The 24,711-nt window shown below is 41.8% G+C and carries 22 protein-coding genes; 16 read left to right on the top strand and 6 right to left on the bottom strand.

The window, feature by feature from the left end:
* Nucleotides 1-81: 81 nt before the first annotated feature.
* Both B3297_RS21165 and B3297_RS21160 read left to right on the top strand, forming a co-directional pair.
* Complete coding sequence (locus B3297_RS21165; protein ID WP_066434609.1) at nucleotides 82-519, top strand: DUF1896 domain-containing protein; 438 nt, start codon at nucleotides 82-84, stop codon at nucleotides 517-519.
* Nucleotides 506-5,950 (top strand): N-6 DNA methylase, encoded by a 5,445-nt coding sequence (locus B3297_RS21160; protein ID WP_213189190.1) that lies wholly within the window; start codon nucleotides 506-508, stop codon nucleotides 5,948-5,950. The genes B3297_RS21165 and B3297_RS21160 overlap by 14 nt, the downstream gene beginning before the upstream one ends.
* A gap of 65 nt (nucleotides 5,951-6,015) precedes the next feature.
* Here the strand turns inward: B3297_RS21160 and mobC are convergent, their stop codons facing one another.
* From mobC to mobA, 3 genes are all read right to left on the bottom strand, one after another.
* Nucleotides 6,016-8,016: a conjugal transfer protein MobC gene (gene mobC, locus B3297_RS21155; RefSeq protein ID WP_286779502.1), complete on the bottom strand. Its 2,001-nt coding sequence runs from the start codon at nucleotides 8,014-8,016 to the stop codon at nucleotides 6,016-6,018.
* A 98-nt stretch (nucleotides 8,017-8,114) separates the two neighbouring features.
* The gene (mobB, locus tag B3297_RS21150) at nucleotides 8,115-9,401 is read right to left on the bottom strand and encodes a conjugal transfer protein MobB (RefSeq protein WP_066440843.1); all 1,287 of its coding nucleotides are present in this window, start codon (nucleotides 9,399-9,401) and stop codon (nucleotides 8,115-8,117) included.
* 8 nt (nucleotides 9,402-9,409) lie between these two features.
* Nucleotides 9,410-9,841 (bottom strand): conjugal transfer protein MobA, encoded by a 432-nt coding sequence (gene mobA, locus B3297_RS21145; RefSeq protein WP_066440844.1) that lies wholly within the window; start codon nucleotides 9,839-9,841, stop codon nucleotides 9,410-9,412.
* Nucleotides 9,842-10,538: 697 nt separating this feature from the next.
* Between mobA and B3297_RS21140 the strand changes: the two genes are divergently transcribed.
* Genes B3297_RS21140 through B3297_RS21125 form a run of 4 tightly spaced genes read left to right on the top strand, consistent with a single transcriptional unit; the run spans nucleotide 10,539 to nucleotide 12,676 of the window.
* Nucleotides 10,539-11,306 (top strand): ParA family protein, encoded by a 768-nt coding sequence (locus B3297_RS21140; RefSeq protein WP_019974889.1) that lies wholly within the window; start codon nucleotides 10,539-10,541, stop codon nucleotides 11,304-11,306.
* Nucleotides 11,307-11,318: 12 nt separating this feature from the next.
* The gene (locus B3297_RS21135) at nucleotides 11,319-11,723 is read left to right on the top strand and encodes a DUF3408 domain-containing protein (protein ID WP_066434606.1); all 405 of its coding nucleotides are present in this window, start codon (nucleotides 11,319-11,321) and stop codon (nucleotides 11,721-11,723) included.
* Nucleotides 11,723-12,028 carry a DUF3408 domain-containing protein gene (locus B3297_RS21130; protein ID WP_066434593.1) on the top strand — a complete coding sequence of 102 codons (306 nt, stop codon included), beginning with the start codon at nucleotides 11,723-11,725 and terminating at the stop codon, nucleotides 12,026-12,028. Before B3297_RS21135 ends, B3297_RS21130 begins: the two co-directional genes overlap by 1 nt.
* Nucleotides 12,029-12,040: 12 nt before the next feature.
* A complete protein-coding gene (locus tag B3297_RS21125) occupies nucleotides 12,041-12,676 on the top strand; it encodes a hypothetical protein (RefSeq protein WP_019974892.1) in 636 nt (211 codons plus the stop codon).
* A 56-nt stretch (nucleotides 12,677-12,732) separates the two neighbouring features.
* Here the strand turns inward: B3297_RS21125 and B3297_RS21120 are convergent, their stop codons facing one another.
* From B3297_RS21120 to B3297_RS21110, 3 genes are read right to left on the bottom strand one after another with little or no spacing between them, the layout of a single operon-like run.
* The gene (locus B3297_RS21120) at nucleotides 12,733-14,487 is read right to left on the bottom strand and encodes an ATP-binding protein (RefSeq protein ID WP_026357461.1); all 1,755 of its coding nucleotides are present in this window, start codon (nucleotides 14,485-14,487) and stop codon (nucleotides 12,733-12,735) included.
* A 2-nt stretch (nucleotides 14,488-14,489) separates the two neighbouring features.
* Nucleotides 14,490-15,695: an SIR2 family protein gene (locus B3297_RS21115; protein ID WP_019974894.1), complete on the bottom strand. Its 1,206-nt coding sequence runs from the start codon at nucleotides 15,693-15,695 to the stop codon at nucleotides 14,490-14,492.
* A gap of 55 nt (nucleotides 15,696-15,750) precedes the next feature.
* Complete coding sequence (locus B3297_RS21110) at nucleotides 15,751-16,050, bottom strand: helix-turn-helix domain-containing protein (RefSeq protein WP_019974895.1); 300 nt, start codon at nucleotides 16,048-16,050, stop codon at nucleotides 15,751-15,753.
* Between the two features lie 204 nt (nucleotides 16,051-16,254).
* On the opposite strand from B3297_RS21110, the gene B3297_RS21105 reads away from it, so the two are divergent.
* Genes B3297_RS21105 through traN form a run of 10 tightly spaced genes read left to right on the top strand, consistent with a single transcriptional unit; the run spans nucleotide 16,255 to nucleotide 24,694 of the window.
* Nucleotides 16,255-16,560, top strand: a complete 306-nt coding sequence (locus B3297_RS21105; protein WP_002979435.1) for a DUF4134 domain-containing protein — start codon at nucleotides 16,255-16,257, stop codon at nucleotides 16,558-16,560.
* Nucleotides 16,561-16,571: 11 nt separating this feature from the next.
* The gene (locus tag B3297_RS21100) at nucleotides 16,572-16,904 is read left to right on the top strand and encodes a DUF4133 domain-containing protein (RefSeq protein WP_019974897.1); all 333 of its coding nucleotides are present in this window, start codon (nucleotides 16,572-16,574) and stop codon (nucleotides 16,902-16,904) included.
* Complete coding sequence (locus B3297_RS21095) at nucleotides 16,901-19,405, top strand: TraG family conjugative transposon ATPase (protein ID WP_286779456.1); 2,505 nt, start codon at nucleotides 16,901-16,903, stop codon at nucleotides 19,403-19,405. Before B3297_RS21100 ends, B3297_RS21095 begins: the two co-directional genes overlap by 4 nt.
* 26 nt (nucleotides 19,406-19,431) lie before the next feature.
* Complete coding sequence (locus B3297_RS21090; RefSeq protein WP_019974899.1) at nucleotides 19,432-20,064, top strand: DUF4141 domain-containing protein; 633 nt, start codon at nucleotides 19,432-19,434, stop codon at nucleotides 20,062-20,064.
* A gap of 2 nt (nucleotides 20,065-20,066) precedes the next feature.
* Nucleotides 20,067-21,062, top strand: a complete 996-nt coding sequence (traJ, locus tag B3297_RS21085) for a conjugative transposon protein TraJ (RefSeq protein WP_059333820.1) — start codon at nucleotides 20,067-20,069, stop codon at nucleotides 21,060-21,062.
* 21 nt (nucleotides 21,063-21,083) lie between these two features.
* Nucleotides 21,084-21,707 (top strand): conjugative transposon protein TraK, encoded by a 624-nt coding sequence (traK, locus tag B3297_RS21080; RefSeq protein ID WP_026357463.1) that lies wholly within the window; start codon nucleotides 21,084-21,086, stop codon nucleotides 21,705-21,707.
* 12 nt (nucleotides 21,708-21,719) lie between these two features.
* Nucleotides 21,720-22,148 (top strand): hypothetical protein, encoded by a 429-nt coding sequence (locus B3297_RS21075; protein WP_066439692.1) that lies wholly within the window; start codon nucleotides 21,720-21,722, stop codon nucleotides 22,146-22,148.
* A gap of 19 nt (nucleotides 22,149-22,167) precedes the next feature.
* Nucleotides 22,168-22,455 carry a hypothetical protein gene (locus B3297_RS21070; RefSeq protein ID WP_019974903.1) on the top strand — a complete coding sequence of 96 codons (288 nt, stop codon included), beginning with the start codon at nucleotides 22,168-22,170 and terminating at the stop codon, nucleotides 22,453-22,455.
* A complete protein-coding gene (traM, locus tag B3297_RS21065; protein WP_066439696.1) occupies nucleotides 22,442-23,776 on the top strand; it encodes a conjugative transposon protein TraM in 1,335 nt (444 codons plus the stop codon). The genes B3297_RS21070 and traM overlap by 14 nt, the downstream gene beginning before the upstream one ends.
* Nucleotides 23,777-23,800: 24 nt before the next feature.
* The gene (gene traN / locus B3297_RS21060) at nucleotides 23,801-24,694 is read left to right on the top strand and encodes a conjugative transposon protein TraN (protein WP_066439697.1); all 894 of its coding nucleotides are present in this window, start codon (nucleotides 23,801-23,803) and stop codon (nucleotides 24,692-24,694) included.
* Nucleotides 24,695-24,711: the final 17 nt, after the last annotated feature.

Raw genomic sequence — 24,711 nt, 5'->3', positions numbered from 1 at the left:
CCAAACCCTGCAACATTCACAAAGGCATTTGCTTTCGCTTATAATTTTAGGATTTAAGTAAAATTCTAAACAAAATATAGTATGGACGTACAGCAAAAAGACCTATCGTATTTCAGATTACGACTGCAAGAATTATTAAACAGCAGCTTCCCCGAAAAGGTACACGACCAAAAATTTATAGACCAACGGTCTTCGTGGGCTGCCAACGCTTATGAGGGGGCGTTCCGGTCGGGAAACGCCTTAGAGCAATGCAATGAAATAGCTAATTACATATTGTTTGAGGGCTTACACTTCTCCAAGTTCGACACGGTTTTTAAAGTGGTATGCAATGAGTTTGATACCATAATGGCAGATGAGGAACTGCGACCGTTCGCCCTGAAAATGTTTCCTGTTTGCGAACCTGTATTTGCAGGATATGAATTAACCGATGATTTCATCCACGGGTTTGAGTTCGATTTACTCTATACCGAACTGACCGGAACCATCGCAATATGGATTGAGGAAAATGGGCTTCAGTAAGCGGTTCCATCTCCAACAGAATATTGATGCCCTGCGAATTGTTTTTAAACTGGAAAAGGAGAAACGGCAAGCCACCGTAGGCGAAAGACTGCTAATGATGCAATACAGCGGATTTGGCGGTCTTAAATTCGTTCTGAACCCCTTTGAAAATGAAATAGACATCAATAATTGGAGAAAAACGGAACACGACCTCTTTCCGATTACGCAGGAACTCCACCAACTACTCAAAGAAAATTCCGAAGACGATAAGCAATACCGCAGGTATGTGGATAGTATGAAAAGTTCTGTTTTAACGGCTTTTTATACCCCGCCAGAGGTCATAGATGCCATTTCATCAGCCTTGCGGGATAGCGGTCTGCATATTGATAAATTCCTCGAACCCTCCGCAGGTATCGGCTCATTCATACAATCCTTTTCGGAAAGTCAAAAAGCCAATGTTACTGCCTATGAAAAGGACTTGCTGACAGGCAAGATTTTAAAGCAGCTCTATCCCGAAAGCAATGTACGTGTAAGCGGTTTTGAGGAAATTCCCGAAAGGGAACAAAACAGCTATGATGTAGTAGCCAGTAACATTCCTTTTGGCGATACTTCCGTATTCGACCTTTCTTATTCCCGAAGCAAGGACAATGCAAAAATACAGGCTGCCCGAAGCATACACAATTACTTCTTTCTGAAAGGTGCTGATATGCTCCGTGAGGGTGGTTTGTTAGTTTATATCACTTCACAAGGCATATTGAACAGCCCTAAAAACGAACCCATACGCAGGGCGTTAATGCAGGATAATAATTTGGTATCGGTTGTAAGATTACCTAACAACCTGTTTACAGAATATGCAGGTACGGAAGTGGGAAGCGACCTGATTATCCTGCAAAAAAATACGGCAAAAGAAAATCTGACCGACAGGGAAGATCTGTTTTGCCGAAGCAATCCAACCGAATACAATACACCAGGCAATGCCTTGTTTCAAAACAGTGCAAGGATTGTGCATACAGACTACAAATTAGATACTGACCCATACGGACAGCCTGCCTTAATCTATACGCATAAAAATGGTGTTGATGGGATTGCCAAAGATTTGAAACAAATGCTTTCCGAAGATTTCGGTAAGCATCTGAATTTGGGTTTATACAAAGGCAAACGGAACGATGAGCCTATTATACAAATTCCGATTGAGCCAAAGGTTATACCTCCGGTAATAGAGCCTGTAACCATTCGGCAAAAACTACAACCCGAACCAACTCCGGTAGTCCGTCAGGAAAGCCCGCAGGAATTGAAACAACTAAGCATTTTCGACCTGTTTGAAAGTGCGGGCGAACCTGTTGCCGTAATTGCGTTACCCAAAAGAACTACCCGAAGCAAAAAGCAAAGCACCCGAAAAAGCAGAGATACAATAGGTCGCCAAACCGATCTGTTCAGTGGTGCATTGCAGCAAACCTATATACCGCCAAAAACCAACGGTACTGCTAACGGTACTCCAAAGATAAACAGCAAAAATCAGGAAGCAATTGGCGACCTGTTTTCACAAATAAACGGGAATGGCCAGACTGATAAGTCAGCCGTTCCCAATGCCATTAATAACGCCATTCCCGAACCTACCCCGTATAGTGGCGAACTGCAATCATTCCACCGTAATGATTGCCTTGTTGCGGATAATGGTTGGGTTGGTTATCTGCAAGATGTCGAAAGAAACGAAGAAAAATCATCAGCAACCTTTCATACATTGCAATTACCGACTTTACAAAAAGCAAGAGCCGAAGCCTATATTGCCGTAAGGGACAGTTATATTAACCTCTATCAAAAAGAAGCTGAAAGGCAAACCGAACACAAGGAAGAACGGGAAACGCTGAACCTCCTTTATGATGCCTTTACTAAAAAATACGGCAATCTGAATGCTGCCGACAATGCCAAGCTCATAAAGACAGACAGCGCAGGTAAGGAAATACCGTATCTGGAGCGTATTATCGGGGGCGTAATTCACAAAGCAGATATATTCAGCCGCCCCGTTAGTTTTTCTACTACCACATTAGCAACCGACAATCCCGAAGAGGCTTTAGCGTCATCGCTGAACAAATACGGAAGCGTGGATTTGGATTTTATGTCCGAAATCAGCAGCCTGCCTGCCTATACGCTGAAAGAAGCCTTGCACGGGCGGTTGTTCTACAATCCGCTACAACAGGAATATGAAATTGCTGAACGGTGGATAGCGGGCAATGTTGTTGAGAAAGCAAATGATGTACGAGCATATCTCGAAAACAATCCTGATGATAAGGAAGCCAAAGAAAGCCTTACCGCTTTAGAAGAAGCCCGACCAAGACGGATTGAATTTGAGGAACTTGATTTTAACCTCGGTGAACGGTGGATACCCACGGGAATTTATGCCCGGTTTGCTTCGCATTTGTTTGATGCCGATGTACTGGTTCATTATTCGGAAAGCTCCGACGACTTTTCCGTAAAGTGTCATCAGGGCAATATGCACATTTGGGAAAAATATGCAGTCAAGGCAGAAAGCCGAACATTTGATGGTATTGCGCTGCTCAAACACGCCCTTGTCAATACCACGCCGGATATTACCAAAAAAGTAATGGTTGGCGACCAAGAGGTCAAGGTACGGGATATGGAAGCCATACAAATGGCGAACACCAAGATTGATGAAATCCGTACCGCCTTTACCGACTGGCTACACGCACAGAACGATGAGTTTAAAAACAGGCTGACCGACCAATACAACGATACCTTTAACTGTTTTGTTCGCCCGAACTATGACGGCAGCCATCAGGACTTTCCGGGATTAGACCGAAAGGCAGCAGGTATTGAAGACCTGTATTCAAGCCAAAAGGACACCGTTTGGATGATAAAACTGAACAACGGCGCTATCTGCGACCACGAAGTAGGTGCAGGAAAAACGCTGATAATGTGTACAGCAGCACAGGAAATGAAGCGGTTGGGCTTAGCCCATAAACCAATGATAATTGGGCTGAAAGCGAATATACCTGCCATTGCTGAAGACTACCGCAAAGCCTATCCACACGCTAAAATCCTTTATCCAGGTATTGATGATTTTACACCTCAAAAACGCCTCCGGATTTTCGGGGATATTAAAAACAACGATTGGGATTGTGTGATACTCACGCACGACCAGTTCGGAATGATACCGCAATCGCCCGAAATACAAAAGGAAATCCTCGAAATAGAATTAGACAGCGTAGAGCGCAACCTCGATGCCCTGCAATCGCAAGGTAAGGAAGTAACAAGAGGGATGCTTGCGGGTGTAATCAAAAGGAAAGAAAATCTTGAAGTAAAACTGAAAACACTCCAACACGATATTGAAAACCGCAAGGATGATATTGTGGACTTCAAAATGATGGGTATAGACCATTTGTTTGTGGACGAAAGCCACCAGTTCAAAAACCTGATGTTCAACACCCGTCATACAAGGGTAGCCGGACTGGGTAATGTGGACGGGAGCCAAAAGGCACTTAACCTGCTCTTTGCTATCCGCACCATTCAGGAGCGAACCAATGCGGATATGGGTGCAACCTTTCTTTCAGGTACAACCATCAGCAATTCCTTAACAGAACTGTACCTGCTGTTCAAATACCTGCGCCCTCGTGCATTGGAAAAACAGGGCATTCATTCTTTTGATGCGTGGGCAGCTATCTATGCAAGGAAAACGACCGATTATGAATTTTCGGTAGCCAATAATATAGTCGCTAAAGAGCGTTTCCGCTACTTCATCAAAGTGCCGGAACTGGCACAGTTCTATTCTGAAATCACAGATTACAGGACGGCAAAGGATATTGGTATTGACCGCCCCGAAAAGAATGAGGTATTGTACAATATACCGCCAACGCCCGACCAAGAAGATTTTATCCAAAGCCTGATGCAGTTTGCTAAAACGGGCGATGCTACTTTGCTCGGAAGATTACCGTTATCGCAAAGGGAAGAAAAAGCAAAGATGCTCATTGCTACGGACTACGCCCGTAAGATGTCCCTTGATATGCGAATGGTAAGCGGAATGTATGACGACCATCCCGACAACAAGGCTTCGCATTGTGCGGCAAATATTGCCAAGTATTACAACCAGTTTAATGCACAAAAAGGAACACAGTTCGTTTTCTCTGATTTGGGAACCTACAAGCCAGGCGAATGGAATGTGTACTCCGAAATAAAACGCAAGCTCGTGGAAGACCACGGCATACCTACAAACGAAGTAAGGTTTATTCAGGAAGCCAAAAATGATAAGCAGCGTAAAGACCTCATCAACGGAATGAACGAGGGTAAAATCCGTGTGCTGTTCGGCTCTACCAGTATGTTGGGAACGGGTGTTAATGCACAGAAAAGAGCCGTTGCCGTTCATCATTTAGATACGCCGTGGCGACCGAGCGACCTTGCACAAAGGGACGGGCGGGCTATCCGAAAAGGCAACGAGATAGCCAAATTCTTCGCTGATAATAAAGTTGCTGTGATTATCTATGCCGTTGAAAAATCTTTGGATAGTTATAAGTTCAACCTGCTGTATAACAAGCAACTTTTTATCGACCAGTTAAAGACTAATAACCTAAGCAAAAGAACGATTGATGAGGGAAGTATGGACGAAAAATCGGGAATGAACTTTTCGGAATATGTGGCAATCCTATCAGGAAATACAGACCTGTTGGATAAAGCCAAACTTGAAAAGCAGATTGCCGGATTGGAAAGCGAAAAGCAGGCGTTTAACCGTTCTAAATCCAGTGCCAAATTTAAGGTGCAGGATTATACGGAAATGTTGCAAAGTACCCAATCCCGTTTGAACCGGATGAGTACAGACTGGGAAAACTTGCAGCAACGCCTACAAAAGCATTCAGACGGAACAATCGCAAATCCGGTGCTGTTGGATGGCTTACCGCCGAATGCAAACCCGAAACAAATCGGTACGAAACTCAACCAGATTGCGGATAAAGCTCGTACCGCAGGGCGATATGAAGAAATCGGCAGCTTGTATGGTTTTACGCTGTTGGTTAAAACTGAAATCTCTGAAAAAGAGGGAGCAGATATTAGGGTAAACCGTTTTTTGGTTCAGGGCGAGGGCAACATCAAATACACCTACAACAACGGCATAATGGCGAAAGACCCTGAAACCGCAGCAATGAATTTTTTGAGGGCTTTAGAAAAGCTGCCGGGCTTTATTAAGCAGGAGCAGGAGAAAATTTCTGAAATACAAAAAGACCTGCCCATACTTCAGGAAGTGGTTAACGGTACGTGGGCTAAGGAAAGCCGATTGAGCGAACTTAAAACGGAACTGGCTGCTGTTGAGAGGAAAATACAGCTATCCATTACACCGGAAACAAAAGCAGATACTCCGGAACAAGTGGAAAAGCAGAAAGAAACCCCAATGGTTCAGGAAAGCATTGTACGGGCAAAAGGTATTCATATACCTCGTGGTATATTGTAGTAATATAGCATACGGGCAAAATAAAAGGGAGGTGTTAGACGGTGTTAGACTTCCCTTTTATTTTATCACTCCTGTACCAAATGCTGTAAATCGGGGTCATTCTTGATGCGTTCCATTTCACTTACAACAATATTTAGTATATCTGATTTTATCTGTTTGTAATTGGCTTCAATTTCCTGCTTCATTTTATCTTCACCCTGCTTATCAACAAAGGACAGGATTTCCGGTATTTTCTGATAGGCTTTTGTTTCGGCAGCAACTGTTTCATTATCTACCACAATTTCGGCGTGAAATATTTTTTGCTCGATACGTTCATCAAAGTTATCCGATACAGAACCTACAAACATACCTTGTGTCAAAGTTGAGATTTTTGATGCAGGTATGAGGCTGTCTAACTGTGTGGATATCGAAGTAGATTTATCATTTCTGTTAATGGTCATACTTTGGCGTTTCTGCAACACCTTGCCGAAGCGTTCAGATAAACTTTTTGCCGTTTCTCCAACCACCTGACCACTGAATATATTACCAACCGTGTTCTGTATTACCTTGCTCTCTTTGTCGCCGTAATCCCTCGTTAATTGCGAAAAGTCCTGAAAGCCCAGGCAAACGGCTACCTTATTACTTCTCGCCGTTGCGATAAGGTTATCCAGTCCCCTAAAATAAATTGTGGGCAACTCATCTATGATAACCGAACTCTTTAACTGCCCTTTTTTATTGATGAGTTTTACAATCCTTGAATTGTACAAACCCAAAGCTGCGGAGTAAATATTTTGACGGTCAGGATTGTTACCAACGCATAAAATCTTCGGCTCGTTCGGGTTGTTGATGTCGAGCGTGAAGTCGTCGCCAGTCATTACCCAATAAAGCTGCGGGCTTATCATTCTTGATAAAGGAATTTTTGCAGAAGCAATTTGCCCCTGTAACTGGTCTTGTGCGCCGCCTTGCCAAGCATCCATAAAGGGCGATAAATAATTCTCTAAATCAGGGTATGAGGTAAGAATTGTGAATACGTCCGAATACTTTTTATTCAGTAATTCAATGGCGTGCGGGAATGTGCAATACTTGCCGTTTTCATAGATTTTCAGATACCAAATAATAGCTGCAAGCAAGATAATTGGGCTTTCCACGAAAAAATCCCCTTGCTTCTGTATCCACGACCTGTTGAGGTTCAGCATTATGGTATAAGCTGCTTCGTAAGCATCGGAAATATCCGTCATAAAGTCGGGATTGAGTGGATTGCAACGATGGCTCTTGCGTGGGTCGTCAAAATTTATCACATAGAATTTCGGCTGAATTTTATACTTGTCGCGATGCTTCAGTAAGTGATTGTAGGCAATGGTAGAAAGGTCGTCGAATTTGAAATCGTAGATATACATACTAAAGCCTTTCTCAATCTGCTGCTTGATGTAGTTATTTACGATAGCATAGGATTTTCCTGAACCCGGAGTACCCAACACGATAGATGCCCTGAAAGGATTTACGATGTTTATCCAACCGTTGTTCCATTTGCCCTTGTAGTAAAATTTGGTGGGCAAGTTGACGGAGTATTCATTTTCCATCAGCTTGGTTTCCTGTTGGAAGCTCTCGTTTTCATTATTGAAAACGTCGTCCATAAGGTTAGTACGGAGCAAACGGCTCATCCATACACCTGCCATCAATAAGGAGATATAACCTAAAGAGATGGTAAGGATATACAGAAATGTGCCTGTTGCCGGAGATAGCTTTAATAATGAGGTATTAAGAAAAAACAGCACAAAGCCTACCCCCAAAGCCACATAAATTTTAGACCAGGTTATCTTCTCATTTTTTACGCCTTTCGTTCCTAAGCAACTCAAAGCCAACAAAACCAAAGCAAATGCTTTGGTGTATAAGGTATGTGAGAACAAACCTGCCGTTCTGTCGAAATTGCCCAGTATTTTGTTGATTACTTCCAACGTCCACCCACGTTCTAAAAAGAAACCGTAGCAGAACCAATAAAGGTGCATCAGTACCAAAAGAATACTGACTGCCCGCATAAAAGCCATTATCTTGGCAAGCCCTCTTAAATCGTCTTCTCCCTGCATTATTTTAAGTTTTAATGTTCGGGCGTGAATTTAAAGGCTCTATGGAGTGGCTATAAGAAAGTGGCAGCCAGTGGCGTTGTGTGGCAGTATTTGGCTGATTACTATTTCTGACCTCTTTGGCGTTTGCGTTTCTTCTTCATCTTGTTAGCAAAATCCAATTCTTCATAATCCTCGCCCTGGGCTTCGGGTAGCAAACCGCCCAATGCTTCAATCAAACCGTCTTCGTGTTTTTCCGTAGTTAAGAAATCGAACAAATGGTGTGCTTCTTCCGCAGGAAGATCCGCATCATTTGATGTGGATATTTTGGGTTGCTGTAAAGCAGGTTCTTTTATCTCCGGTTTGATGTTATTGTTCCAATAATCATTAAAGACATTGGCAGAAAGTTCCTTTGCTAAGCGTGAACCGTTCCAAACCGTTTTAGAATTATGGTCTATAAAAGTCATTCCGTAAATGCGACCTGTATCATTCCGGCGTACCACTACGTTAATGCCCTGTTCAGCCAATTGCTTTTTGAAAGCCTGCTCATCGCTCGTTGTTTTCAGGGCAATGGTAGCGGCAGCTTTTAGGGTTTGCTTGCTTGGGTGGTCTTTTAAAGCTGTTTTGCATTTCGCAAAATGCAATTCCAAAGCAGGTAGCCCTGCGCCCTTGCCGAAGAGGGAAGCCTTAAACGGATGCCCGGCTCTTTCGCCTTTTTCATTTAATGGAATGTACAATAAACCCTGCTGCATTTTTCCCTGCAATTCTCCTTCGATTTTCTCGGCGGTAATATTGAAAAGAGATAGCAAGGCATTGTATTCGCCCAAACTTTGGTACTGGTAATAGTTCGGCAGGTGTCGGACTACCGAAGCGATTTGGCTTTTTACATCGCCTGCCCTATAATCTACCGGACGGAAAACCTTATCATTCTGATTGCGCTCTTTATCTGTTGCGGGTATCAACCCGTGTTTTTTTTCCAACTCCCGGCACAGGTTCATAGACCGCATTTTCTCGAACTTATCCGAAATTTTTTTGCCCTGCTCATCAACACAAACCGATACAATATGGATGTGGCTGCGGTCAATATCGGTGTGTTTGAATACTACAAAAGGCTGTTCGCCGTAACCCATTTCACGCATATATTCCTCTGCTATTTCCCGAAATTTATCATCGCTTACCTTGTCATTCGGGTCGGGGTTGAGCGAAATATGCAAAGTATGTTTCTCGGTATTTCGGTTGGCAATCAGATAGGGCGCAAAAGATTGGGCTAATTGTGCAACGGAATAATGCCCGTTAGCGGTTTCAATTATCTTATTGGCGAACAAAATTTGTCCGTTTTCATTTTCTACTTTGAGCTGATTGTACGCCAATGCTCCGTATAAATTCCCGCTTCTGCCAATCTTTGCTATCATTTCTACCGCTATTTTTTGAGGTATTTTGCATCAAATTCCTCGCTCATCTGAATGATTTTTTGACAGAGCATCGCCATTTCAGCCGTTTGTTTTTCCAGTTTGTACAGGAATGCTGCGGCTTTTTTCTCCGAAAAATTCTTGTACAACAGCTTTACAATTTGGTTGTAGTTCACGCCTATGGAACGGAACTGGCTGTGAAAAGAGGTCAGCCGCATATAAAAATCAACTGTTCCTTTGTCAATCTGAATGGTCTTTATGGTCTTGTCAAAGATGCAGGACGTAATAAAATGCGCCTTTACCTGCATACCTGATTTGTCAAAAAGAGCAAGAAAACGGGCGTGTTCCTGCTCGTTAAAGGAAATCGTGTATCGGATGTTCGCCGGGTCTTTTTTCGGGCGGCGTCCGGTCTTCTTCTGTTGCTTATTGTTATTATCATTCATCACTAATCCATTTTAAATCCATACAAAACCCTGACTTCGGAAGGTGTTTTCTGCCCCTGCAAAGGGCAAGTTGTTTTGAGCATCGGAAATCATTCCGAGATGCTCAAAACACAACTTGCCGTGTTCCGTTGAACACAAAAATCCGCCCTTCGGGACGGATTAAATGTAACAGGGAAAACGGCTCGATGCCGTTCCCGTTACCCTCCATTTTGTCAAAAGACTTTTGCATAAATCCGTTAATAATAATCATTGTACAAAGTAAAGCCCTACCTGTAAGAGTATTGCAATGCGATACCCGGACAAAGACTGCCTTTGAGTGCCAAACACTGCCACACCTCAATCAGCGGATAAATCAATCGCTTTATTTGCCGTATAATTTTAGTGCAGGTAGTAAAAAATGTATTTCGACAAAGAAGAAAATCAGGTTTGCAAACAGGCAGTTTGGAATAAAAGCATAAGGTTTTAAAAGCATAAAACAATAAAAGTGTAAAAGCATAAAAGCGGTAAAGCAATTTACCTATTGTAAGGTTTGCCACTTGCTAAAGAATGTGCCTGACAAGGCAAAAATGAAAGCAAATACCTGTGCAGGAAAGTACGCAAAAGGGAATGCAGGAATATAGGAATGAGGTAATAATCAGATAAACCAATATTCAATCCTGCAAAACAAATAAAGTGTGTAACAATAAATTTTTAAATAATGGAAACAACAAAGAAAACTTTAAAAATCAGCTTCTCCACCCAAAAAGGCGGTGTGGGAAAATCTACAATGACCACCTTGCTGGCAAGTGTGCTTCACTACCGTTTAGGTTTTAATGTGCTGGTGATGGACTGCGACTTTCCGCAACACAGCCTGACCAATATGCGTGAACGGGATAAGAGAACCATAATGCAGAACGACTACCATAAAAAGGCGGCAATGAAGCAGTTTCAAGCCATCAACAAAAAAGCGTACCCGATTATCAAATGCAAGGCTGAAACAGCTCTGGAGAAAGCATCGGAATACAGAAGCCAGTCGGCGGTTGTGCCGGATGTTATTTTCTTCGACCTGCCGGGAACAGCCAATACCAAAGGTGTACTGACAACCTTAAAAAAAATGGACTTCATCTTTTCGCCCATTACTGCCGACCGTTTGGTAGTGGAAAGTACATTGGGCTTTACCAAAGCCTTTCTCGGACTTCCCCAAACGGACGAGGGCAATCCCGAACAAGAGATGTGGCTGTTCTGGAACCAAGTGGATGGCAGGGAAAAAACAGGTTTGTATGATGCGTATCAAAGTGTCATCAAAGAACTCAACCTGCCCATAATGGAAACAAGGATAATGGACAGCAAGCGTTTCCGAAAGGAAACAGACGACACAGGCAGTTATGTATTCAGGTCAAGTTTGCTGCCTGCCGAACCACAGTTAATGAAAGCAACTAAAATGGATTTGTTTGTCGAGGAATTTTTAAAAATCACTCATCTATAAAAATAGTAAAGTATGGCTTCAGATAACAAAAACAACGATTTTGAAAAGCCCAATGTTGATGAGGAATACCTTATGAACGTCATAAGCGGCGATGAGCCTGTTGCTCCACCGACCATTAACAAAAAGCAGGATGTACCAAAGGAAAACAAGCCCAGGGAAAAAGCCCGTAACAGTTCATCAAAGAAAGCGGACTACGAGGAAACGTTTTTGGTCAATCGTTTTCCATCGGGGCGTAATGGCAAGGTCGTTTACATACGCCCTGAATACCACGAAAGATTGCTCCGCATCGTTCAACTGACAAGGGAAGAAAGAACAACGCTCTACTCTTACATTGACAATATTCTTGAACATCATTTCAGGGAGTACGGGGACGATATTACCGATTATTTCAATGAACATTTTAAACCCATTCTATAATGAAGAAAGATAAAAAGAACAGGAATACTGTTGCAGCCGGCAGCAACTCCGATACAGTTAGCAATACAGCTAAAACAACCTATGAAAACGCATTTATGCAAATGAATAAAATGCAGAAAAGAGGCAATAAAAGCATATACCTAAGTCCTGAACATCACGAGCGTTTAACCCGCATAGTCCAGATTATAGGCGATGATAAAATACCCTTGTTTGCCTATCTCAATAATATTCTTGAACATCATTTTAAAGTATTTGAAGATATGATTACAAAAGAGTTCAACGAAAAGTACAAAGGCTTGTTTTAAAAAACCTACGTTATGGAAATAGTAATTGTGATATGCCTGCTGATAGTCATTGTCCTGCTTTTACAGGATAAGATTGTCATTAAGAAAAGGACAAAACAAGAACCTCCGCAGAAGAAAGTCAATCCGAACCTGCCCGATATTATGGGGCAGCCAAAATCCGTAGAACGCCTTTCAATGCCAAACGCTGCCAATGAACGCCAAATTGAGGAACCGGAGATAAACCCCGCTAATTTAGACATTGAATACGACGAAAATGAAAACGTCGGCATTCAAATCCGCAAGGAAGAGCTGGACGAAGTTTTCAGTAATATACCTGATTTGGAGGAAGAGGAAGAAGATTGGAACAGGTACGGAATATCCGGTGGCGATGACGGTTTTGCCCAAGGGGTTACCTTTGAAGAACTAAGCTCCGTGGGGGTGTTGCTCCAAAAAGAAGAATTGGAACCAGCCCAAAAGGAAACAGCGATAGCCATAGTTCAAAAAATACAGGGAACCGAATTATTCAGCCTATTGGAGAATTCTATGGAAGATGCTTCCCGAAGAATAGCCGAGCTTTTGGATAGCACCCTTTCATCTGAAACGGAAGACAGTTCTTCCACTTTGCGGAAAAGTGATTTGAGTGATTTTGACATTGGGGAGTTTGTTTAGGCAAGCTCCCTTTTGTATGTTAGACACAAATTAAAAATTGTTCAAACGCTATAAAACTAAGTGCCCGCTATTTTTACAAATTTTGGAGTATCGAACTTCGGTGTAATTGTTGGCATATCTACTTTGACTGATATTGGCATTGGAAAATCAACTCCCATAATAATTGCTTCTCCTGACCCTAAAGATGGTAAAAAAGAAAGAGTTTCTTTATTGGCAGTCGAGCAAGCACTCGCGATTGCTTCCTTATCTTGATAATTTATCAGCCTATGAGTAATGAATGTTCCCATTTGACTTAGCGTACCAACAGGAATATCTCTTGGCATTTGTGTTGATAAACATAGAAATAATCCATATTTACGACTTTCTTTAGCAATGTTATCAAAAGCATTTAATTCTGTGCTTTCAAAATATTCATCCTTAATTTTCTTGTTTAAAAACTGATGGGCTTCATCTACAAAGAGAATTAGAGGATTTTCTCTGAAAATATTAGTTCGAGCTTTATTCAATAAGTATCTTCCCAATGAATTTGCCAAGATTTCTCTTGCCTGAAAATTATAAGGTACATTTTCAAAACCAATTCTTAAAATATTTAATTCTGGATTATTCAAAAACTCGTCTATCTTGGTTATTAGGTTATTTGTGGTTGGAGCATTAAATCCAAACATACCGGAATAATCATTGTCCGATATTACATTGTTAACACGCATTATTAAACTCGTTGCATTTCCATAATTTCTTTCATCTCTATTGTTTGCCCAACGGTCGTTGAATATTTGAAAACATTCATTCCCTATTTGCCTGTGGAGTAGATTTATACTGAAATTATTTATTGTGAAATCTTCTATAATAGATTTATAAGTAAAGTAGGCATTATTATATGCCGCAGTAATATTATTTTGTTTTACAACTAATCCATTATTTATAACTACTTGCTGACCCCTGAATGTAAAAGTATCGTTAGTTCCATCATTATTATGTCCATTATTAGGAATATTCCCTAATAAGCAATGTGCAACTTTTAACGACTTAATAGCTTCCAATAAAACGGGTTGCTGTACTTGTCCTGATGGTCTGAACAGAACGAATAAATCATTAATGGTTAAATTCTGATATGGAAAATAGCTTTCTGAAATCAGTGTTGAATGGTCAACTTTTGGATGAGCATCAAATGTAGAGTATTCTCCCGTTGGGTCTAAGATTATAGCTTTTGCTCCGGTTTCTATAACTCCCTCAATAAATTTGCTGATGGTATAACTTTTCCCTCCTCCAGTTGTACCAACAACCGCACAATGACGACTAAATATCGCTTGCAAAGAAATATCTACGGGAACATTTTTATCGTATATCAAATTCCCCATTCTAAAAGTAGGAGAATGTTCGATATTTTCGGGTTTTATGCCAAAGGTTTTGAAATGTGTAGAAAGAAATTCCGACGAACAAATGAATACCTTAGAACCAATGAGTGGGAGGCTATTTATCCCTTTTTCTATTCTACTCGGGTCAAACAAATCAAATGATAAAAGAATTTCTATTCTTCCTACTGGATGAAATGCTTTAGTTGAAAAAGTTCTTTCACTTAATTCCAACCGTTCTTTTTCAGGTAACGATATTTCCAACATTTTTCCCAGAAAACCTTTTTCCTCTCCCTCAACAACAATATAGTTTCCTACAAGTCCACCTCTCAACACTTCTGCGTGGTGAACAAATGTTTTCATCAAAACAGAAGACGGGAAATGCACTTTCACAAATGCAGGGGATACAAAATTTACATACCCAAGAAAATGACTGTGATTAAAGGGGCTATTGCTCATATCTAACTATTAGGGATATTAATTACTATTTGTCGTGTATCTTCCTGATTGTAAGATTTTAAGTCAGGATAATTCTTAGCGAAATCCTCAAAGGTTTCTGAAACAATAGATATATTGGAATATTTGTTTGCAGCATCAATAAAGGGTTTCATATTTTCGTTGGTTTCATCTATCCCTTTATTTACAATCATCAATTGAAAGCCTGGATTTTGTTCCAAGGCTTCGATGATTGCGGTTACGATATGTTTATCCCCGAAACTAAAGCCTATTGTAATAAGGAAAACATTCTCCTTTCTCAAATTGGACTGGAACCTCGACATCATTTCAAAATACGGCTGTTCATAAGAGCTTTCATATTTTGATTGATGTGGATATATCATCAATGGTTCGTCAGGTTCTTCTTTTTGTATAATCTTGTTGTCTTGCTTTTCCCAATTTACAGAACCGTGTAATTTGTACAAATGGAAAACTTTTTGAATAAAATTGTCTTCTTCTTTTACTCTACTTTGATTGCGGGAAACAATATCGTAATCATAATTACGCCCACTAAATATTCTTGGTTGAGAAAATGAAAACCCGTCTATAACAACAAAATTGCTTTCACAAGCTGATTGTTCAAACATTAGGTCATAATTCAATGTAAACAGCTTAAATCTTGGTAAAGTAACTTTGCGTTTCGTTATTTTATTTAATAAGAGCGTATGTGGCGAATTATCTGGCAAACTCAATTGACAGGCTTCTTTGATAAAATCTTTAATTTTGTTTACACAATCCTCAATATCTATATCCTCTTTGGGTATATATGGTATAGCAGGTGTTGCCATAGAAAGAACCTTTTCTAAATTCTTTACTATAGAGCCATCATCCCATTTTTCATCGTAGCCAATAGTTTCAAGTAACTTTCCAAAAACATCGGCTGTTAAAAGAGCTTCCGCATCATCCCATAAATTTGCCATCGACTTACCCAACTTCCCATCTTTTCCCCAACCAATAGATGACCCTGCACCAGTTAGAAGTAATAAATTCTCAAACTGATTATTTAGAGTTTGGGAGTATTTATTCCTATTTGTTGCAATTGCATAATCAATTCTATTTTCGGTACTTTCTTTGAAATCGTGAAGTTTGCCGTCGATATATACTTTTATATCAGTAGCATCACTATCATCATAAGCAACAGAACTGTTATTGTTGAGTAAAATGTATTTCATATTCGCATATTTTATTTGTTAACCTTTTTATTGCCAAAGAAGAGTTGTTAAAAACCTAATCTGCATTATTCTTGATTGCATTTAATTCTTTTAAAACAATTTTTAAAGCCTGCTTTCCTATTTCTTTATCGTCAATAAGTCCCTTTATTTTATCTGAAAACCATAAAACCAATAGCTCATCAATTGGGGTATTCAAAAATTCTGCAAGCTTTTCGATGTGTTTTCTTGGCAATGGTCTTTCTTCATTTTCGACTTTACTGATAAAAGCACTATCCAGTTCCAATGCAGCCCCAACTTCCCGTAGGAACAATCCTTTACTTTCTCTTAGTCTTTTTATGTGTTTTCCAAATGCCATTTTGCTTTTTTAAGACTTGTCTAAATATGTCAAATTTAAGCAAAATAGTTTAATAAATACGGATTTAGACTTTCTATAAAGCCACTCACTGCCAAATCATTCCTTTGACTGCCACTTTATTATAACGCCCTGATTTCTGAAACACCTTTGTTCCGAAAGTCCGCAAGGTGCGGGATAACAATAACAAATTAATGTGTTTCAATTATGGAAAAACAGAGAAAAAAAGTTTTGCTGGCAGCCGTGGCTATGCTGTCAGGAATTGGTGCGTTCGCACAGGGAAACGGCTCGGCAGGTATCAACGAGGCTACCCAAATGGTAACTTCCTATTTCGACCCCGCAACCCAATTAATCTACGCCATCGGTGCGGTCGTGGGCTTGATAGGGGGCGTTAAAGTTTACAATAAGTTCAGTTCGGGCGACCCCGACACATCGAAGACTGCGGCAAGCTGGTTCGGTGCGTGTATCTTCTTAATCGTAGCGGCTACCATCCTGCGTTCATTCTTCCTTTAATCCTTTGCTTTATGAACAATTACAACATAAACAAAGGCATTGGCAGGACAGTGGAATTTAAGGGACTGAAAGCACAATACCTGTTCATTTTCGCTGGCGGACTGCTCGGTACGCTCATCCTCGTGATGATACTGTATATGGCAGGCGTAAACTCTTACATCTGCCTGTTCCTCGGAGCAGGCGGTGCTTCGCTCATTGTGTGGCAGACCTTTTCACTAAACAGGAAGTACGGCGAACACGGGCTAATGAAAATCGGAGCAGGAAAAAGACATCCCCGATACATCATTTGTCGCAAGCCTGTACACCGCTATCTGAAATTCACTCCTAAATCGAATGCCCTATGAGAAACGTTGCAAAGACAACAACGCTGGAAAACAAATTTCCTTTGTTGGCAGTAGAAAACAACTGCATCCTTTCCAAAGATGCGGACATTACCGCCTGCTTTGAGGTTCGTTTGCCGGAACTGTTTACGGTAGCAGCGGCGGAATACGAAGCTATTCACTCCGCCTGGCATAAGGCTATCAAGACCTTGCCGGATTTTACGGTCATCCACAAACAGGATTGGTACATCAAAGAAAGCTATGCTCCCGATTTGGCAAAGGAAGACCAAAGTTTTTTGGCTAAATCCTACCAACGCCATTTTAATGAGCGACCATTTCTGAACCATTATTGTTACCTGTTCCTGACCAAGACCACTAAGGAAAGAATGCGTATGCAAAGCAACTTCAGTTCGCTTTGCAAAGGTACGCTCATACCAAAGGAAATCAGGAACAAGGAAACGATACACCGCTTTATGGAAGCGGTGGCACAGTTTGAGCGTATCGTGAACGATAGCGGTTTCATAACCCTGCAACGCCTTACCGAAGATGAAATCATCGGAACGGACGAAAAGCAGGGATTGTTGGAACAGTACCTAACCCTGTCAAGGGAAAGCGGAACACCGATGCAGGACATCGCACTCGGAACGGAAGAAGTCCGTATCGGAAACAAAAGGTTGAGCCTGCACACCTTGTCCGATACAGACGATTTGCCCGGAACGGTATCGGCTGATACCCGTTTTGAAAAGCTATCCACCGACCGGAGCGACTGCCGTTTGTCGTTCGCTGCTCCCGTGGGATTACTCCTTAGCTGTAACCATATCTACAACCAATATTTGTTTTTGGATAACAGCGAAGACAACCTGCAAAAGTTTGAAAAGTCCGCCCGCAATATGCACTCTTTGGCAAGGTATAGCAGGGCAAACCAAATCAACAAAGAGTGGATAGAAAAATACCTGAACGAAGCCCACAGCTTCGGTCTGTCGTCTATCAGGGCACACTTCAACATTATGGCGTGGTCGGAAGACCCTGCGGAGCTGAAACAGTTAAAGAACGATTGCGGTAGTGCATTGGCATTGATGGAGTGTAAGCCTCGCCACAACACTACGGACGTAGCCACTTTGTTTTGGGCTGGAATGCCCGGCAATGCAGGCGATTTTCCGAGTGAGGAAAGTTTTTACACTTTTATCGAACCTGCCTTGTGCTTCTTCACAGAAGAAACCAACTATCACAATTCGCCCTCGCCGTTCGGTATCAAGATGGCTGACAGGCTTACAGGAAAACCTATCCATTTGGATATTTCCGACCTGCCTATGAAGTGTGGCATTATCACGAACCGGAACAAGTTTATACTTGGTCCGTCAGGTTCGGGAAAATCGTTCTTCACAAACCATATGGTAAGGCAATACTACGAACAGGGCGCACACGTATTGTTGGTAGATACGGGTAATTCTTATCAGGGCTTATGCGAACTCATCAAAGGAAAGACCAAAGGTGAAGACGGTGTTTATTTTACGTACACCGAAGACAACCCGATTGCATTCAATCCATTTTACACGGATGATGGGGTTTTCGACATCGAAAAGAGAGAAAGTGTTAAGACCTTAATATTGACACTATGGAAACGTGATGATGAACCGCCAACCCGTTCGGAAGAAGTGGCATTATCCAATGCCGTATCAGGTTATATTGAACGTATCAAAACAGATGATGTTTACCCATCATTCAACGGTTTCTACGAGTATGTCAAAGGTGATTACCGCAAGGTACTCGAAGAAAAACAGGTAAGGGAAAAAGACTTTGACATTGCAAATTTCCTGAACGTCCTCGAACCCTACTACAAGGGTGGCGAATACGATTATCTGTTGAACTCCGACAAGCAGTTAGACCTGCTTTCCAAACGCTTTATCGTGTTTGAAATTGATGCGATTAAAGACCACAAAATCCTCTTTCCCATAGTCACAATTATCATTATGGAAGTTTTTATCAACAAGATGCGGAGGCTGAAAGGTATCCGAAAACTCATCCTGATTGAAGAAGCGTGGAAAGCGATTGCCAAAGAAGGAATGGCGGAATATATAAAATATTTATTTAAAACCGTCCGCAAATTCTTCGGAGAGGCGATTGTCGTTACGCAAGAGGTAGATGATATTATCCAGTCGCCCATTGTAAAAGAAAGTATCATCAACAATTCCGACTGTAAAATCCTCTTAGACCAGCGTAAGTATATGAATAAATTCGATGACATACAGGCAATGTTGGGGCTTACAGATAAGGAAAAAGGTCAGGTACTTTCTATCAATATGAACAACGATGCAAGCCGACTGTACAAAGAGGTTTGGATTGGCTTAGGTGGTACGAACTCGGCAGTCTATGCCACCGAAGTTAGTTTGGAGGAATACCTCGCATACACCACCGAAGAAACCGAAAAAATGGAGGTAATGCAATTAGCTTCCGAATTGGACGGTAACGTAGAACTCGCCATTAAGCATATCGCAATGCAAAGGCGTGACAAAGCAAATCAATAGTCATTAACATTTTAAAATTCATAAAAATGAAAAAGTTCCTTTTTATGGTGTGTACGGCACTAATGCTCGCCGTAGCACCGTCCGCAAAAGCACAATGGGTAGTAACCGACCCCACAAATCTGGCATCGGGTATTCTCAACAGTGCGAATGAAATCGTACAGACTTCTTCCACGGTATCCAATGTAATTAAAAATTTCAAGGAAGTGGAAAAGGTGTATAAACAGGGTAAGGAGTATTACGACAAGCTACAAGCTGTAAATAATCTTGTAAAAGATGCACGTAAGGTACAGCAGACTGTATTGCTTGTCGGTGACGTATCCGAAATGTATGTTACCAACTTCGGTAAGATGATGAACGACCCGAATTTTTCTGCACAGGAATTGGCAGCTATCAGCAATGGTTATTCGGCATTGCTGAATGAAAGTACCGAACTGCTGAAAGAACTCAAACAGATTGTAACCTCATCAAGCCTTTCGCTGAACGACAAAGAGCGTATGGATATTATTGATAGAGTGTACAAAGAAGTAAAGGAATACCACAGCTTGGTACGCTACTATACCAATAAGAATATCTCTGTAAGTATTCTAAGAGCAAAAAAGCAGAACAATACCAAAAGAGTGCTTGACCTCTATGGAACTCCTAACCAAAAATACTGGTAGTTATGGAATTTCAAAATCTTCACGAAGTCCTACGCTCATTATATGATGAGATGCTCCCACTGTCCGCCGATATGGCGGCAGTGGCTAAAGGGATAGCCGGATTGGGGGCTTTGTTCTATGTTGCCATAAAAGTATGGCAGGCTTTGAGCAGGGCTGAACCCATTGATATGTACCCTTTGCTTCGTCCTTTCGCTTTGGGGCTTTGCATTATGTTTTTCCCAACTATCGTATTGGGAACAATCAATGCCGTGTTAAGTCCGGTGGTACAGGGTACTCACACAATCCTCGAAAATCAGGTGCTTGACCTCAACAATTTGCAGGCGAAAAAAGACCTGCTCGAACGGGAAGCTATGCTACGAAATCCTGAAACAGCCTATCTCGTATCAAATGAGGAATTTGATAAAAAGCTCGAAGAATTGGGCTGGTCGCCCGGCGATTTGATTACGATGTCGGGAATGTATATGGATAGGTTTGCCTACCAAACCGAACAAGCTATTAAGAATTGGTTTCGCAATCTGTTAGAGGTACTGTTTCAGGCGGCAGCTTTGGTTATTGATACCATAAGGACGTTCTTTCTCATTGTCCTGTCCATACTCGGGCCGATAGCCTTTGCGATAAGCGTGTGGGACGGTTTTCAGTCCACGCTCACGCAATGGCTGACCCGATACGTCAGCGTTTACCTGTGGTTGCCTGTGGCAGACCTGTTCAGCTCTATGCTTGCCAAAATACAATCCCTCATTATCGAAAAGGATATAGCAATGCTTGCCGACCCGACTTACATTCCTGATACCTCAAATACCGTGTACATCATCTTTATGATAATCGGTATCGTGGGCTACTTCACTATCCCAACGGTAACAGGCTGGATTATTCAGGCAGGCGGTGCAGGGAACTTTACCCGTAACGTAAACCAAGCCGCAATGAAAACCGGAAATATCGCCGGAGCAGGAACAGGTTCGGCAGTTGGAAATATCGGTGGCAAGTTAATGGGGAAATAAAAACAATCAAATCATTTAAAAATGGAATTTAAAACATTAAGAAATATCGAAAACAGTTTTAGGCAAATACGGCTGTATGCCATTGTATTTGCCGTTCTCTGCCTAAGCGTGGTAGGATTTTCACTTTGGAAATCTTACAGCTTTGCAGACGAACAACGCCAAAAAATCTATGTGCTGGATAATGGAAAATCGTTGATGCTTGCCTTATCGCAAGATGCAAGTATCAACCGACCTGTGGAAGCAAGGGAACACGTCAGGCGTTTTCACGAACTCTTTTTTACGCTTGCTCCCGACAAGAACGCTATCGAAAGCAATATGAGCAGGGCATTCAACCTTGCCGATAAATCAGCTTTTGATTATTACAAAGACCTGTCGGAAAAGGGCTATTACAGCAGGATTATTTCGGGGAATGTACAGCAACGCATTGAGGTGGATAGTGTCGTGTGCAATTTCGACACCTATCCTTATGCGGTGCGTACCTACGCCAAACAATTCATTATCCGTTCGAGCAACGTGACCAGGCGTAACCTGATTACTTCCTGTTATCTCGTGAACTCTGTCCGTTCGGACAACAACCCGCAAGGCTTCAACATCGAAAAGTTTGCAGTGATAGAAAACAGGGATATAGAAGTTATCGAACGCTAAAAAAACAATCTTATGGAAGCATTATCAGATTTAAGCACGTTTGCAAAAATCCTTACCGATAAAGGATATAACGGCTATTTCCATACGCAGGGAGCGTATGCTGGAAAGTTGAAGGAAAGTATCGGCGAATACCTCGAAAACTGCCAAAAAGGTACAGATAGTTTGCCTAAACAGGACTTGTTGCTGACGGGCTACCTGCAATGGTCGGGCGAAGACAAGCCAAGTGTAGAATGCAGTATGTGGGTAAAATACCTGAACGGCAAATTCTCGCTTAACAGAATGGAGGTTGCAAGGAAAGACCAATTTGGGCAACTGCTGAAAAAATCGGAACTGACAAACCTGTCAGTCATATCCGCACCCAAAGCGGTTGAGGCAGTCGCTTTGGTCAATGAAGAACCGAAGCAAAAGGCAGGTCAAAGTCCTAAGCGTTTCAAGCTATAACAACAGAAATAGTAAGGTTATGAAAAAACTAAGAGCAAATATGGACAGGTACTTTGACAAGCTGGACGAACGCTGGCGGGCATTGCCCTTGCGGAAACAGCACCAATACACACTTTACTTTTTTGTGGGGTATCTACTGCTTACGGCAGGTGTCATTTGCAAAGTATGGTACGATACCTCAAAGTCGGGTAACGATATGGTCATTGAGCATATCGAAAACCCTGTCCTCAAAAAAAGTGAAAGTCCTGCAAGATTGCAGGACACATTATCAACAATTCTAAAAAACAAGATTTATGAAAGAAAATGAGAACAAAAAGTCGGTTGTTCGGGTAACGGAAGGGAACCAGGCAGCAACCACTGATGTACTGCAAGACGGTACACAGAACAAAGCCGAAAAGCTCAAAAAGCCACTCATATTTGGCTTAATGGGAATTGTCTTCGTAGGTTGTATGTACCTCATATTTAAACCATCCGCAGACAAAAAGGAAATTGAGAACATCGGGCTGAACGATGCAGTACCGGAGGCTACCGGAGCAGGAATGCCTGCCGACAAAGGCAAGGCTTACGAGTTGGAAATGCTGGAACGCAAAGAGCAAGAAAAACGCAATGCACTTACCACGCTTTCTGACTATTGGAATACTGAAGACAAAAAAGAGCCTAATGATGAATTTCCCGAAGAAGACGAAAACAGCAGCTATGGCGTTGGCAGAGGTTCGGGAAGAAACGGCAATCCTGCATTGAGCAGTTACCGCAATGCACAAAGCACATTGGGTTCATTTTATCAGGATAACAACTCTGAAACAACAGAACTCCGCAGGCAATTGGACGAACTAAAAGAACAATTAGCCGAGAAAGATGTACCTAAATCTGTAACCGTTGATGACCAGCTTGCCATAATGGAGAAATCCTACCAGATGGCGGCAAAGTATCTGCCAACAGGTACAAATTCGACAGAAGCCCCACCTGCTAAGGATGCAGGTACGGCTACCGCAGGTTCAACTCAAAAGGAGCATTTTGTGGCATTCACACCTACAAGAAAGAACACCGTTTCCGCTTTGTATCGTGAGCCTACGGACAGTGCCTTTTTAGCCGATTGGAGCGAAACAAGAAACCGGGGCTTTTATACCGCAGGTTCTATTGAGCAAACGGCACAACCGAAAAACAGTATCAAAGCCTGTGTACACGATGCGCAAACGGTTATTGGCGAAACAGGGGTACGATTGCGATTGTTAGAGCCAGCCCAAACGCCTCAACGTACCATTCCGAAAGGAACGATTGTAACAGCTAATGCCAAATTTCAGGGAGGTCGATTGCAGCTAAAGATTACCTCCGTAGAATTAGAGGGCAACATCATTCCGGTTGATATTACTATTTACGATTTGGACGGACAGCAAGGCTTGTACGTTCCGTATTCGCCCGAAATGAACGCCCTTACCGAAATGGCGGGCAATATGAGCCAGACTTCGGGAACAAGCATAATGCTCACGCAGAATGCAGGACAACAGGTTGCTGCTGATTTAAGCCGTGGCGTGGTACAGGGTGTTTCGGGCTATTTCGCCAAAAAGGTAAGAACCCCAAAGGTTACGCTAAAAGCAGGGCATCAGGTCTTCCTTGTATCTAAAAAATAATGTTGAACTCAAATAATTTAAACAATGAAAAATCATTTAAAAACCTTTTGGGCATTTGCCCTGATACTCGGCTTTGCCGTACAATCTTACGCACAGGATAGTGCAAAAACTCCGCTTGCATTAGGCAAGATAGAACCGTATAGAATGGAAGTTACCTACGATAAAACTTCACATCTTATTTTTCCGACCGCCATCCGTTATGTGGATTTGGGAAGCGAATACCTGATTGCTGGAAAAGCGGAAGATGCGGAAAATGTATTGCGTGTAAAAGCATCGGTGAGGGAATTTGAAGCGGAAACCAATTTTTCAGTTATCACAAATGACGGGCGTTTTTACAGTTTCAATGTGTATTACAGTCCCTATCCCGAAGCGTTGAGCTATGACCTCTTGACAATGCAAAAGGCGGTTGATAAAGCCAACGGAAACGATGTGCTTTTTGAAGAATTGGGCAACAATTCGCCATCATTGGCAGGCTTGCTTTTGGAAACCATTTACAAAAAGGACAAACGTATTGTAAAGCATATCGGGGCTAAGAGTTTCGGTATTCAGTTTATCCTCAAAGGTATCTACATACACAACGGCAAATACTATTTCCATACGGAATTGAGAAACCGTACCAATGTGCCGTTTCAGATTGATTTTGTGAATTTCAAAGTGGTGGATAAAAAGGTAGCCAAACGTACCGTAGTGCAGGAACGCCCGATGATACCGCTTAGGACTTACAAACCATTGGATGAGATTGGCGGAAAAACGACCGAGCAAAACGTGTTCCTGTTAGACCAATTTACCATTGCCGATGACAAGGTACTACTTATTGAGATTTTCGAGAAAAACGGTGGCAGGCATCAGACACTCCAGATAGAAAATTCCGACTTAATCAAAGCTCGTTTGATTAACGATATGCACCTGAAATTTTAATAACCTTTTAAAGTAAA

The organism is Sphingobacterium sp. UBA3519, assembly GCF_002377215.1.
Classification (GTDB): Bacteria; Bacteroidota; Bacteroidia; order Sphingobacteriales; family Sphingobacteriaceae; genus Sphingobacterium; species Sphingobacterium multivorum.
The sequence above is the reverse complement of the archived record's forward strand: the minus strand, read 5'-3'. Positions and strand labels throughout refer to the sequence as shown.